Source organism: Nocardia vaccinii NBRC 15922 (genome assembly GCF_001613305.1).
GTDB lineage: Bacteria > Actinomycetota > Actinomycetes > Mycobacteriales > Mycobacteriaceae > Nocardia > Nocardia vaccinii.
Genome location: NZ_BDCC01000001.1, coordinates 1 through 12283, shown reverse-complemented (window position 1 = coordinate 12283; position 12283 = coordinate 1). Strand labels below are relative to the sequence as shown.

13 protein-coding genes and 1 pseudogene are annotated in these 12283 nt (G+C 65.7%); 10 read left to right on the top strand and 4 right to left on the bottom strand.

Annotated features, from left to right (window positions below; translation table 11 throughout):
- Nucleotides 1-291: 291 nt before the first annotated feature.
- A complete protein-coding gene (locus NV1_RS00060) occupies nt 292-738 on the bottom strand; it encodes an SRPBCC family protein (protein ID WP_067884047.1) in 447 nt (148 codons plus the stop codon).
- Between the two features lie 235 nt (nt 739-973).
- Between NV1_RS00060 and NV1_RS43105 the strand changes: the two genes are divergently transcribed.
- The 4 genes from NV1_RS43105 to NV1_RS00045 all read left to right on the top strand — a co-directional run bounded on the left by NV1_RS43105 (nt 974) and on the right by NV1_RS00045 (nt 4873).
- Nucleotides 974-1165, top strand: a complete 192-nt coding sequence (locus NV1_RS43105; RefSeq protein ID WP_157116343.1) for a hypothetical protein — start codon at nt 974-976, stop codon at nt 1163-1165.
- Nucleotides 1166-1323: 158 nt separating this feature from the next.
- Complete coding sequence (locus NV1_RS00055; RefSeq protein ID WP_067884045.1) at nt 1324-2997, top strand: NAD(P)/FAD-dependent oxidoreductase; 1674 nt, start codon at nt 1324-1326, stop codon at nt 2995-2997.
- A 14-nt stretch (nt 2998-3011) separates the two neighbouring features.
- Nucleotides 3012-4520 (top strand): ATP-binding protein, encoded by a 1509-nt coding sequence (locus NV1_RS00050; protein ID WP_067884043.1) that lies wholly within the window; start codon nt 3012-3014, stop codon nt 4518-4520.
- Nucleotides 4520-4873 carry a UBP-type zinc finger domain-containing protein gene (locus tag NV1_RS00045; RefSeq protein ID WP_067884041.1) on the top strand — a complete coding sequence of 118 codons (354 nt, stop codon included), beginning with the start codon at nt 4520-4522 and terminating at the stop codon, nt 4871-4873. Before NV1_RS00050 ends, NV1_RS00045 begins: the two co-directional genes overlap by 1 nt.
- Nucleotides 4874-4909: 36 nt before the next feature.
- Here NV1_RS00045 and NV1_RS45400 read toward each other — a convergent pair whose 3' ends face one another.
- The gene (locus NV1_RS45400) at nt 4910-5443 is read right to left on the bottom strand and encodes a hypothetical protein (protein ID WP_245713479.1); all 534 of its coding nucleotides are present in this window, start codon (nt 5441-5443) and stop codon (nt 4910-4912) included.
- A gap of 4 nt (nt 5444-5447) precedes the next feature.
- Here NV1_RS45400 and NV1_RS45395 point away from each other — a divergent pair, with 4 nt between their 5' ends.
- The gene (locus NV1_RS45395) at nt 5448-5618 is read left to right on the top strand and encodes a hypothetical protein (protein WP_245713478.1); all 171 of its coding nucleotides are present in this window, start codon (nt 5448-5450) and stop codon (nt 5616-5618) included.
- A 35-nt stretch (nt 5619-5653) separates the two neighbouring features.
- Here NV1_RS45395 and NV1_RS00035 read toward each other — a convergent pair whose 3' ends face one another.
- The gene (locus NV1_RS00035; RefSeq protein ID WP_067884028.1) at nt 5654-6469 is read right to left on the bottom strand and encodes a serine hydrolase; all 816 of its coding nucleotides are present in this window, start codon (nt 6467-6469) and stop codon (nt 5654-5656) included.
- Nucleotides 6470-6607: 138 nt separating this feature from the next.
- Between NV1_RS00035 and NV1_RS00030 the strand changes: the two are divergent.
- Nucleotides 6608-7312, top strand: a pseudogene (locus NV1_RS00030) (Clp protease N-terminal domain-containing protein); the annotation flags it as partial.
- Nucleotides 7313-7773: 461 nt separating this feature from the next.
- Here the strand turns inward: NV1_RS00030 and NV1_RS00025 are convergent.
- Entirely contained in the window at nt 7774-8541 is a 768-nt protein-coding gene (locus NV1_RS00025) for a trans-aconitate 2-methyltransferase (protein WP_067884026.1), read from the bottom strand.
- A gap of 115 nt (nt 8542-8656) precedes the next feature.
- Here NV1_RS00025 and NV1_RS00020 point away from each other — a divergent pair, with 115 nt between their 5' ends.
- The 4 genes from NV1_RS00020 (at nt 8657) to NV1_RS44385 (ending at nt 11934) form a co-directional block, all read left to right on the top strand.
- On the top strand, nt 8657-8947 hold the full coding sequence (locus NV1_RS00020) for a DUF222 domain-containing protein (RefSeq protein WP_067884025.1): 291 nt from the start codon (nt 8657-8659) through the stop codon (nt 8945-8947).
- 465 nt (nt 8948-9412) lie between these two features.
- Nucleotides 9413-11038, top strand: coding sequence for a chaperonin GroEL (gene groL, locus NV1_RS00015; protein ID WP_067884050.1), 1626 nt, complete (start codon nt 9413-9415; stop codon nt 11036-11038).
- A gap of 298 nt (nt 11039-11336) precedes the next feature.
- Nucleotides 11337-11663, top strand: a complete 327-nt coding sequence (locus tag NV1_RS00010; protein WP_218026894.1) for a hypothetical protein — start codon at nt 11337-11339, stop codon at nt 11661-11663.
- Nucleotides 11656-11934 carry a hypothetical protein gene (locus NV1_RS44385; RefSeq protein WP_218026893.1) on the top strand — a complete coding sequence of 93 codons (279 nt, stop codon included), beginning with the start codon at nt 11656-11658 and terminating at the stop codon, nt 11932-11934. Before NV1_RS00010 ends, NV1_RS44385 begins: the two co-directional genes overlap by 8 nt.
- Nucleotides 11935-12283: the final 349 nt, after the last annotated feature.

Sequence of the window (12283 nt, the reverse complement as noted above, 5' to 3'; positions counted from 1 at the left end):
TGTGGTTGGCCTATTTTGCCTGACTGTTCCGGCGTACGGAGACGCTTCGCCCGCCGGACGTTTCGCGGTGGCCAGGTCGGTCCTGTGTCGTGCGTTGTGGGGTGGCCGGGTGGGTCTTGTGTCGCGGCATTGCGGGGTGGTCCTGCGTTGCGTGTTGCGGGGGTGGCCGCGGTGGTCCTGTGTCGCGCGTTGCGAGGTAGCGGGTGGGTCCTGTGTCGCGCGTTGTGGGCTGGCTTGGTCGCGTTCGGGGCGGCCGTGTCCGTGCGGGCGTGGTGTCGGTGACGCGGGCGGTCAGCTCTCGACGGCGGTCTTGATCTTGGTCAGGGTTTCGTTCATGCCGTCGATCAGGTGGCTCTCGAACTCTTCCTCGCCGCCCAGGAAGGTGTTGATCAAGACCCGGACCGGCTTGCGGACGCCGTCTGGGACGTCGCGGCGCTCGGTGAGGCGGGTGCCCGAGTCGGTGGGTTCGAGGGTGTAGCTCCAGACCGTGCGGTTCTCGTTCATCCGGAAGGCGAAGGCGCGGTCGGGCTCGAAGCGCACGATGCGCGAGGTGGTCGGGTAGTAGTACGTGTCGTGATTGAGGTTGACCGTCCAGGTGCCCGCGCGGACAGCGCCCAGCGGGATCATCCGGACGGTGTTCGGGCTGAATTCCGGCATCCTCTTCAGATCGGTCAGCACCGCCCAGACCCGCTCCGGCGGCGCGGCGATCTCGATGGTGGCTTCCAGGGGTTTCGGCAACGTCGCCTCCGGGTGTGTGACGGTGTGACTGTCGGTACCGGCAAATCCTACTGGCGCGGCGCGCGGTCGCAATCGGTGACGACGGTCACTTCGAGGGTGAAGATCAACTGGATCACATTCCGATGTGAACGCTGTCCCAATCGGTAATAAACGACGCACAATGGCAGATAGAGATAACGGCAGGCAACGAAGCAACCAACCGGAGTATGTCCCGTCTCATGTGAGGTGATCGGCCGTGAATTTGCGTACCCTCCTGCATCGGCAGGCGGATTCCGTTCCGCTACTTCCGGTTTCCGAGACCGAGCACATCCATCTCCCGCGCATGCACGGTAAGCGAGCGCGGGCCGATCTGGAAGAACGACTCGAACGACTGCTCACGCCGACCGAACTCGATATCGTCCAGCATCCCCGCGGGGGCTCGTCTTAGCTGGGCAAAGCCGTCGTAGTTGATACGCCGCACAGGTAACCGCCGACGTGCCCGGCGGCGAAGCGTCTCCGTCGGCTGGAAGTCGCCCCGAAGCGATAGGCTCAGCCAGACACTCCGCGCCGAAGAACAGCCGGAGCGAAGCGGAGGCCAAAGATCCAGTGACTTCACCAGCTGCCGCCAAACCGGCAATCCTCAGCGTCGATGACGACCCGGGTGTCTCCCGAGCGGTCGTGCGCGATCTGCGGCGACGCTACGGCGGGGACTACCGGATTCTGCGCGCGGAATCGGGCGGCTCGGCACTCGACGCGCTTCGCGAGTTGAAGCTGCGCGGTCAGCCGGTCGCCGTGCTCATCGCCGATTACCGGATGCCGGGAATGGACGGCATCGAATTCCTGGAGCAGGCCATGGACCTGCATCCGCACGCCCGGCGCGTGCTGTTGACCGCGTACGCCGACACCAACGCCGCCATCGAGGCGATCAATGTCGTCGATCTGGACCATTATCTGCTCAAGCCGTGGGATCCGCCGGAGGAGAAGCTGTATCCGGTGATCGACGCGCTGCTCGAGGCATGGCGCGGCGATGAACATCGCCCGGTGCACGAGACCAAGGTGATCGGTCACCGCTGGTCCGCGCGCAGTTCGCAGGTGCGGGAATTCCTCGCTCGCAATCAGCTGCCCTACCGCTGGTATCTGGCCGACGAGCCGGAGGGTTCGCGGTTGTTGCAGGCGGCGGGCGCGTCCGCGGACAACTGCCCGGTGGTCATCGATGCGGCCGGAAAGGCGCTGCTGGCCCCCTCGGACAGCGAACTGGCCGCGAGCGTCGGGCTCAATACCGATCCGACCGGCGAATTCTACGATCTGATCGTCATCGGCGGCGGCCCGGCCGGACTCGGCGCGGCCGTCTACGGGGCGTCCGAGGGATTGCGCACGGTCCTGGTCGAACGCACCGCGACCGGCGGCCAGGCCGGGCAGAGTTCGCGTATCGAGAACTACCTCGGATTCCCCGACGGCTTGTCGGGCGCGCAATTGGCCGACCGGGCACGGCGGCAGGCGGTGAAATTCGGAGCCGAGCTCATCACCGCGCGCGAAGTGGTCGGCCTGGAGGTGTGCGGGTCGGCGCGGGTGGTGAATTTCGACGACGGCAGTTCGATTTCGGCGCACTCCGTCCTGATCGCCACCGGCGTCAACTACCGGCATCATCCCGCACCGGGCGTGGACGAATTCACCGGGCGCGGAGTCTATTACGGTTCGGCGATGACCGAGGCGGCCGACTGCGCCGATCGCGACGTCTACATCGTGGGCGGGGCGAATTCGGCGGGGCAGGCCGCGGTGTTCCTGTCCCGGCACGCCTGCACCGTGCACATCCTGATACGTGCGGACTCGCTGGAGAAATCCATGTCGCACTATCTGATTCAGCAGATCGAGCAGATCGGCAATATCGTCGTGCACCCCTGTACCGAGGTGGTCGCGGCCGACGGCGACGGGCATCTGGAACGGCTCGTGCTGCGCAACAATGCCACCGGCTCGGAAGAAAAAGTGGATGCCGAGCGGTTGTTCCTGTTCATCGGGGCCGCACCGGAGACCGACTGGTTGGACGCGATCGTCACCCGGGACGCCGCTGGATACGTTCTGGCCGGTCCGGACCTGATGGTGGACGGCAACCGCCCGTCCGGCTGGGAGTTGCCGCGGCCGCCGCATCATCTCGAGACCAGCGTTCCCGGTGTGTTCGTCGCCGGTGACGTGCGTTCCGAATCGGCCAAACGGGTCGCCTCGGCCGTAGGCGAAGGTGCGATGGCGGTCATGCTCGTCCACCGATACATCGCCAAGCAGTAAGGAAGGTGTGCGTCGTGAGCGACAATGCCGAGAGCACCGAATTGATCTGCGACCCCGCGGAACTGCGCACACTGTTCCTGTTCGAGAAGCTCGACGACGAACAGCTGGCCTGGTTGTGCCGCGACGGCCGGATGGAAACCTTCGAACCCGGCCTGGTCTTCCGCGAGGGCGAGCCCGCGACCTGCTTCTACGTGCTGATGCAGGGCGAGGTCGTGCTGACCAAGCAGTCCGGCGGCGAGGAGATCGAGCTGATCCGCACCAACCATCGCGGATCGTATGCCGGTGCGTGGACCGCCTATATGCAGGAGAAGGTGGATCAGGCCTACTCCGGATCGTTCTACGTCACCGAACCATCGCGCTTCTACGTGCTCGAGGCGGCGATTTTCGCGCAGATGATGCAGGAATGGTTCCCGATGGCCCTGCATCTGCTCGAGGGCGTGTTCTTCGGCAACCGCAACAGCAACGAGATCATCGGCCAGCGCGAGCGGCTGCTCGCACTGGGTTCGCTGTCGGCGGGCCTGACGCACGAGCTGAACAATCCGGCCTCCGCGGCCGTGCGGGCCACCTCGGCGCTGCGTGACCGCGTCGCGGGCATGCGGCACAAACTGAAGATGATGGCGCACGGCAAATTCCCCCCGGATACGCTGGAGGCGCTGGTCCAGCTGCAGGAGGAAGCCGCGACGCAGGTCGCCAAGGCTCCGGCGCTCACTCCGCTGGAAACCGCCGACCGCGAGGACGAACTCGGCGACTGGCTCGACGAGCACGGCATCGCCAACGGCTGGGATATCGCCCCGACGTTCGTGCAGGCCGGCTTCGACGTCGACTGGCTCGAGCGGGTGGCCGGGACGCTGGAAGGTTGCGGCAGCGACGTTTTCGAGGGTGCGATCCGCTGGCTGAACTACACGGTCGAGACCGAATTGCTGATGAACGAGATCACCGATTCGACCACGCGAGTGTCCTCGCTGGTGAACGCGGCCAAGCAGTATTCGCAGATGGACCGCGCGCCGTTCCAGGTGGTCGACATCCACGAATTGCTGAAGAGCACGCTGGTGATGTTGGCGCGCAAGATCGGTGACGACATCACCGTGGTCAAGGACTTCGACCGCACCCTGCCGCAGGTGCCTTGTTACGCAGCGGAATTGAATCAGGTGTGGACGAATCTGATCGACAACGCCGTCGGTGCGATGCAGGGCCGCGGCACCCTCACCGTTCGTACCTGTCGCGAGAACGACTGCGCCGTAGTGGAAATCGGCGACACCGGCCCGGGTGTCCCCGCCGAACTGCGGCACCGGATCTTCGAACCGTTCTTCACCACCAAGCCGGTGGGCGAGGGAACCGGTCTGGGACTGGACATTTCGTTCCGCATCGTCGCCAAGAAGCACGGCGGCGATATCCGAGTGGAGTCGGTGCCGGGCGACACCCGGTTCATCGTCCGGCTGCCGCTCGATCCGCCGGGCCGCTCCGCCGATGTCACCGATGTGGTCGGTGACTCCGTCGTGCAACCGAATCTCGGAGGTGAGTGATGGCCGAATCCATCGAGGGCATCGACCCTGGCGTGCCGCCCAGCGGCCCGGGTTGCGCGGAATGTGAGGCGGCGCAGGGCTGGTGGGTGCATCTGCGCCGCTGCGCCGCCTGTGGTCACGTCGGCTGCTGCGACAGTTCCCCTTCGCAGCACGCCAGTAAGCACTTCGCCGAGACCGGACACCCCTATATCCAGAGTTTCGAACCCGGCGAGGACTGGTTCTGGGATTTCCGCAGTGGCGAAATGTTCTCCGAGGGGCCCGCTCTCGCCCCTCCGGCCCATCATCCCAGCAGCCAGACCGTGCCCGGCCCCCGCGAGCGGGTTCCGAAGGATTGGCAGGCCCACATCCACTGAGTCCGGCCCTGGCCCGGTCGATTCCGGACTCCGGCGTCATCCCGCGAGTCTCGCCCGCCCGTATCTTGCAAATGCCAACACCGAGTTCACCCAGGTCCGTTCACCGTGGACAACGCCAACTCCGAGGTCGCGGCCCGGCTCGATTCTGGACTGACGGAGCGGGGGAGCGAAGCGGAGGAGGGAAGAATCGAGCCTTGCGGGGCCGCGGCCCCGCCGGAGCGAAGCGGAGGCAGAAGATACAGTACGCTGCGACGCGTCGGGGTGCCCGGCGCTGGCGGACTTTCGGGAATACGTGTAGATGAAACGACTTTCGGTGATCGTCGCTCGTGGAGCGATGATCGTGGCGCTCGGTGCGATGACGGCGGGGCTCGCCGCATGCGGTGGCCACCAAGACAATTCGACTGCTTCGGCCCCCGGGTCGAAGATGACGAGCGCATCCGCGTCAGCGGTCGCGAGCAGTACCGCGTCGTCGCCTGTGAGCAGCCCCGCGACGACAAGTGCCGCCGCCTCCAGCTCGCCGGTGAACTCGAAGCTGGGCCCGGCATCCAGGACGACCTGCGCCACCTTCAAGAATATGAGCATCGACGATGAGACATCGCTGGTGAAGAAGGTGCTCGCGGAGAATCCCGGCTCCAGGTTGCAGGGCAGCCCCAACGTCGCCCTCGGTACGGCCAAACTGGTCTGCCTGGCATCCAGTGAGCAGAACAAGCCCATCGCGGTCGCGCTCGGCGTCGCCGAGCAGTAACCACCCGCGCGTTCTGTGCGGCGCCTCCGCCGGGATCAGCGGAAGTAGCCCTGGAACAGGATGCTCGAGATATGCGTCGCGGTCTCCCGGCCGACCTGGTCGCCGTTCTTCACCGTCGCGGTGTTGCCGGTGATGGCCACCGTGTAGCGCTCGTTCGGCCCGACGAAACCGACGGAGTTGTCGAGCCACGAGCCGTCCGGATTGTCGGGTGACCAGCCGTCCTTGTTGCCGGGTTGCGCGGCCGGTCCCGCACCCCAGACTCCCCACTGCTGGACCGGCCCCACCGAACGCATCTCGTGCACCAGATAGTCGCGGTCCGCGGGGTTGAGCTGCGCCAGTGCGGAATTCATCAAGCGATCGAGGTCGGCGGCGGTGGTCCGCATCCAGCCCCAATACGGTTGCGGGTCACGGAACTTCGACGCGGTCATGCCGAAGCGGCTCAGGTCCCGGGCGAAACTCGCACCGCCATAACGCTTCCACAGCGCGTCGGCCGCGTTGTCGTCACTGACGTTCAGCATGCGATGCATCAGATCGCGGTCCGACGCGGACAGGGTGATGGCACCGGATTCGTTGCGCAGCAACAGGCTTGCGACCATCTCCAGCTTTTCGGTGGATTCGGCCCACACCTGGTAGTTCGCATTGCCGTTTTGCCAGATGGCCCCGGTCTGCCGGTCGAAGACGACGATTCCGGTGGTGCCGGGCCTGCTTTTGGCGTAGACGTCGGCCGCGGTCGCGCGGGCCACCAGACCCGGATCGAGGGCCGGCGCTTGGGCCGGTGCCGTCGGCATGTGCAGGGCGAATGTTGCCACCACGGCCGCGGCGACGGCGGCCGAGCGTCGGAATGCGGACATATCTACCTGTCGACGGGGGTTCTGTTGCTTCTGCCTTCTGCAGGGTATTGGCCGGACCGGGGAATTGCATCTATCCAACGCGGACGTGTCGTCAACTTATGGTTGACGACTCTAGGTTGGTCAACCTAGAGTTGACGAATGACCGAAAGAATACGCCTCGACGATCTGATCGACGGCATAAAGCGCGCGCGTCCCGACGACGTGCTGGAACAACTGTCCGACGCGGTCGTGGCCGCCGGACATCTGAGCGAGGTGGCCGATCACCTGATCGGGCATTTCGTGGATCAGGCCCGCCGAGCGGGCGCATCGTGGACCGATATCGGCCGCAGCATGGGCGTCACCAAACAGGCCGCACAGAAGCGGTTCGTGCCCAAGCCCTCCGGCGATCCGGCCGCGATGGACCCCAATGCCGGTTTCGCGCGGTTCACTCCGCGCGCCCGCGAGGTCGTGATGGCCTCGCAGGAACAGGCGCGACAGGCGGGCAACGCGGAGATCCAGCCCGAACACCTCGTTCTGGGCCTGCTCACCCAGCCGGAGTCGCTCGCCGCCCATGCGATCGTCGCGAACGGCATCGCCCTGGACGCGGTTCGCAAGGTGGCCACCGCGGCACTCCCGGAGGGAAATCCGGACGCCGTGCCCGCGCTCATCCCCTACAGCGCCCAGGCCCGCAAGGCCCTGGAACTGACCTTCCGTGAGGCGCTTCGCCTGGGGCACAACTACATCGGCACCGAACATATGCTGCTGGCTCTGCTCGAGCTGGAGGACGGCTCCGGCGTGCTCTCGGGCCTGGGCCTGGACAAGGCCGGACTGGAGCAGGACATCGCCGCTCAGATATCCCAGTTCGCACCGCCGCCCCCACCCGGCCCGCAACCCGGTCACCTGCCTCCGCCCGGACATCTGCCGCCCCCGGGCCACCAGCCGCCCCCGCCGCCCGAACACCCCCAGGGCATGCACCTTCCGATGCCCGCGCCGCCGGCGCCCCCGCAGCCGCCCGTTCCCCCGCAGATCTGATTCGCGGCCGCGCACCTCGGCGACACGTCGCATCGGTCATCGGCTTCGGCGTCCACCGCGGCGGTCGCGGTGCCGCCGGGCATCGGATCATGACGACCGATTGCCTCGATGTCGCAGCTGCCGGTGTCGGCTCCCGAACGAAATGTCCTGTCGGCTGATGGGTCGTCGAGAAGGCTGGATCCGATGTGCGCTCGGGCAGTGCGTGCATCGGATTGTCGATCGTCGTCGATCATGAGGATCGACAGAAGAAGGGCCCGTTCGGTTCGAACGGGCCCTTCGGCGTGCTCCGGGACTCAGTTGGGCGTGCGGGCGACGGCGAACACCCGACGGAAGGGCAGCCAGGTCGTCCCGTCGGCCTGGCGCGGATACGCCTCGCGCAACATCGGTGCGAGTTCGGCGACGAAACGATCCCAGCCGACGTCGTCGAGCGCGTCGCGAACCGGGCGCAGAGCGGTGCCCGATACCCACTTCAACACTGGATCATCACCGGTTAAGCGCTGCGAATACGTTGTCTCCCAAGCATCTACGGCACATCCGGCGGCGGCGAGCACGCTCGCGTATCCGGTCGGATCCAGGACGTTGCGCGGTTGCAGCAGACCCGCGGGTTCGAGTGCGTCGCGCCACTGCTCGCGAGCGGCGAGTTCCCGGATACATCGATGGGAGGGTGCGTCGAAATTGCCGGGCACCTGGATCGCCAGCCATGCGCCGGGCGGCAGTTTGCGAGCCCATTCGTCCAACAGGGTGGGATGGCCGGGCACCCACTGCAGTACGGCATTGGAGACCACGACGTCGGTATCGGGCTCGGGGACCCAGTCGCGCACGTCGAGCAGGGTCGCGTGCGCGCCGCGGGCGCGCGCCGCGGCGACCATTTCGGGTGAGGCGTCCGAGGCCTCGACGATCGCCGCGGGCCAGCGTTGGGACAACACCGAGGTCAGATGTCCGGGACCGCAGCCGAGATCGGTGACACGCCGGGGCTGATCGGCGTCGACGCGGCTGAGCAGTTCGTAGAAGGGGCGGGAGCGGTGGTCGTCGAAGGCCAGATACTGCTGGGGGTCCCACATGGGCGGCTCCTGACGTCGCATTTCGAGAAGAATGATAGCGCCTAACCAAACCGTACGTACGTACTTTATAAGCCGAAATGCAGTTGTGCAACAGGTGTCCGGATAGGATGTGGCTATGGCGGATGACACCGATTCCGACCTGATCGCCGGGGAACTACGGGTTGACCTGCTGCGAGCGCTCTCCTATGTGGAGACCGAGTCGGGTCCGGACGGCAGTTATATCGTCAACGGAGATCTCCCGCCCGAGGTGGCGCCCCCGTTCATCCGCGCCATCATGCGTATCGAGGCCGAACTCTTATTGCACGACGCCCGGCAGGTCACAGTCGACCGGGGTGAGCCCCGCACCCCCGAGGAGCGTCGCGCCGACGCCTTCCTCGCCCTGGCCCTGCGCGTCACCGACACCTAGTGCCTGGTTCTCGCGCGGCCACCGAGCCTCCGCGCGACAACTGGCGTGCCCGCACGTGACCATAGGCGTGCCCAGCGGCGAAGCGTCTCCGTCCCGCTGGGAGTCGCCCGCGAAGCGATAGGTCGGCGACGCCGACTCCAAGGTTTTCGGCGCGGGCTCGTCGTTCAGCCCTCGAAGCGCATGGCCGAAGGCCGAGTCTCGAGGGCTGAACGACGAGCCTTGAAGCGCCGAAAGCAGCCGGAGCGAAGCCGAGGTCGAAAACTCCGAAAACCCGCCGGAGCGAAGCGGAGGCCAAAGACTCAGAACCTTGCACTCGGTACCTGCGAGTGCTAAAAAGGGATCTGGCACTCCAAACCAACGAGTGCCAGGTCGGGATGGTGAGGCCGAGACACTCGGTCGTCCGTCGCGGGCACCGAACCTGGCCAGATCGTGTCAATCCCTGATCTGGAGGATCTCAACAACGCCATGGCCAAGACAATTGCGTATGACGAAGAGGCCCGCCGTGGCCTCGAGCGGGGCCTGAACAGCCTCGCCGACGCCGTCAAGGTGACGTTGGGCCCCAAGGGCCGCAACGTTGTCCTGGAGAAGAAGTGGGGCGCCCCGACGATCACCAACGATGGTGTGTCCATCGCCAAGGAGATCGAGCTCGAGGACCCGTACGAGAAGATCGGCGCCGAGCTGGTCAAGGAAGTCGCCAAGAAGACCGACGACGTCGCGGGCGACGGCACCACCACCGCGACCGTGCTGGCTCAGGCGCTGGTGCGCGAGGGTCTGCGCAACGTCGCGGCCGGCGCGAACCCGCTGGGTCTCAAGCGGGGCATCGAGAAGGCCGTCGAGGCCGTCACCAACCGTCTGCTGGAGTCGGCTAAGGAGGTCGAGACCAAGGAGCAAATTGCCGCCACCGCTGCTATTTCGGCGGGCGACGCGTCCATCGGTGAGCTGATCGCCGAGGCCATGGACAAGGTCGGCAAGGAAGGCGTCATCACCGTCGAGGAGAGCAACACCTTCGGCCTCCAGCTGGAGCTGACCGAGGGTATGCGCTTCGACAAGGGCTACATCTCGGGTTACTTCGTCACCGACCCGGAGCGTCAGGAAGCGGTCCTCGAGGACCCGTACATCCTGCTGGTCGGCTCGAAGATCTCGACCGTCAAAGATCTCCTGCCTCTGCTCGAAAAGGTCATCCAGGCCGGTAAGCCGCTGCTGATCATCGCCGAGGACGTCGAGGGCGAGGCCCTGTCGACCCTGGTCGTGAACAAGATCCGCGGCACCTTCAAGTCCGTCGCCGTGAAGGCCCCGGGCTTCGGTGACCGCCGCAAGGCGCAGCTGGCCGACATCGCCATCCTGACCGGTGGCGAGGTCATCAGCGAAGAGGTCGGCCTCTCGCTGGAGACCGCGACCGTCGACCTGCTGGGCACCGCCCGCAAGGTCGTCATCACCAAGGACGAGACCACGATCGTGGACGGCGCCGGCGATGCCGACGCCATCCAGGGCCGCGTCGCGCAGATCCGCACCGAGATCGAGAACTCGGATTCGGACTACGACCGTGAGAAGCTGCAGGAGCGCCTGGCCAAGCTGGCCGGCGGTGTCGCGGTGATCAAGGCCGGCGCCGCCACCGAGGTGGAGCTCAAGGAGCGCAAGCACCGTATCGAGGATGCCGTGCGCAACGCCAAGGCCGCCGTCGAGGAGGGCATCGTCCCCGGTGGTGGTGTGGCCCTGCTGCAGTCCGCTCCGGCTCTGGACGACCTGAAGCTCGAGGGTGACGAGGCCACCGGCGCGAACATCGTTCGTGTCGCGCTGGGCGCGCCGCTGAAGCAGATCGCGTTCAACGCGGGCCTGGAGCCCGGCGTGGTGGCCGAGAAGGTCTCCAACCTGCCCACCGGCCAGGGCCTCAACGCCGACTCCGGCGTGTACGAGGACCTGCTGGCGGCCGGCGTTGCCGACCCGGTCAAGGTGACCCGCTCCGCGCTGCAGAACGCGGCCTCGATCGCGGCCCTGTTCCTCACCACCGAGGCCGTCGTGGCCGACAAGCCGGAGAAGGCCGCCGCTCCCGCGGGCGACCCGACCGGCGGCATGGGCGGCATGGACTTCTGAGTTCAGCCTCCGGCAACACCTTTCGAACCGGTAGCCGGTCCGCTCTTCGGAGTGGGCCGGCTATCGGCGTATATGGAGCGCGTTTCGTCTGTGATCGACAACCGGGGGCGCGCTACGCGAGTGCTGAACTACTTTCGAAGTCTCGGGTATGCTGGGTTATGGCTACTCGGACGTTTCCGTTCTCCACGCTGATCAACAAGCAGACCAGCGTATTTCCAGCGTTGGAGGATGCGGATGTAATCCTCGAGCGGCGCGATGCCGAGAACCTGGTGCTGATCGCTCGGAACGCTTCGAGGCCATGGTCAGGGGGCTGGGGTTGGCGGCCCGATCGCTCGCGATCATCGCGAAGGTCAATCGTGAACTGGCCGAGGATGTCTTTGCCGAAGAGCTGCCATGGCTGACATGGCTGCCGGTCGAGGCGCGGTCCCAGTGCATTCGCGAACTGCTCGATCAGCTGCTGGCCGGTGCGGAGACCGGATTATTACTCCCCTTCGCTCGGGCGCTGCGTGAGTGGCAGTCCACTGCCGAGATTTACTCCGATCCCGAACTGGCACGGCGCCTACGCGGACCGTTCGATACGACTGATGCTGTCGAGGTCGAGCGGCCGGGTGGCACGGATGCCTGACAAGCTGGGCAGAGGCGACGAAGTCAGGAGGCCTACCGGCTGGATTGTGCGGCTGATCGATCGGCAAGCCGCCAAAGGGTGGTCCGTTCTGCTGGCTCAGGCGCCGGACAATCTCGACAGGGCTTGGGTTGCGATCACCGCCGACCCTCGTTGCCGTGATGAGCCGGCGCGTCATCATCCACTCAAGTTCGATCTCGCCACCGTGAAAGTCGATGGAGCCGAATTGGATCAGTGGCAATATGAAGTCACGGGCGGAGGTCGCATCTGGTAGGCGATCGACGACGAAAAGAGGATCCTATGGATCACTCAAGCCGGTGCCGGACATCCTCGCCAGACGGACAAACGCCGTCGCTGACAGTTCGTCCATGGGGTTTCATATGCGCTTCGGCCGTATGACCAGGCGATTTGACATTGAAACTGGCTGCCGCGTAACTTATTCCAGGTCAGAGCGACACGGACACCGACCCGGAGCCGAAAGGTCCGGGACACGAGGTTGGACGAGGAGCGCCTGACGCTCACACTGGTTCGACGAGGACCCGATTTGGTTCGGGATCTACGTCTGAGCTAAGCTTGAAAAGTTGCCTTACCGATCAACCGGATTCTCTTCCGAGAGATGGTTT

Bases quoted from the DNA above. Each gene is read 5' to 3' on its own strand.
- NV1_RS00045 (WP_067884041.1), top strand. From the start codon at position 4,520: ATGGCCGAATCCATCGAGGGCATCGACCCTGGCGTGCCGCCCAGCGGC.
- NV1_RS45395 (WP_245713478.1), top strand. From the start codon at position 5,448: ATGAGCATCGACGATGAGACATCGCTGGTGAAGAAGGTGCTCGCGGAG.
- NV1_RS00035 (WP_067884028.1), bottom strand. From the start codon at position 6,469: ATGTCCGCATTCCGACGCTCGGCCGCCGTCGCCGCGGCCGTGGTGGCA.
- NV1_RS00025 (WP_067884026.1), bottom strand. From the start codon at position 8,541: ATGTGGGACCCCCAGCAGTATCTGGCCTTCGACGACCACCGCTCCCGC.
- NV1_RS00020 (WP_067884025.1), top strand. From the start codon at position 8,657: ATGGCGGATGACACCGATTCCGACCTGATCGCCGGGGAACTACGGGTT.
- groL (WP_067884050.1), top strand. From the start codon at position 9,413: ATGGCCAAGACAATTGCGTATGACGAAGAGGCCCGCCGTGGCCTCGAG.
- NV1_RS00010 (WP_218026894.1), top strand. From the start codon at position 11,337: ATGGTCAGGGGGCTGGGGTTGGCGGCCCGATCGCTCGCGATCATCGCG.
- NV1_RS44385 (WP_218026893.1), top strand. From the start codon at position 11,656: ATGCCTGACAAGCTGGGCAGAGGCGACGAAGTCAGGAGGCCTACCGGC.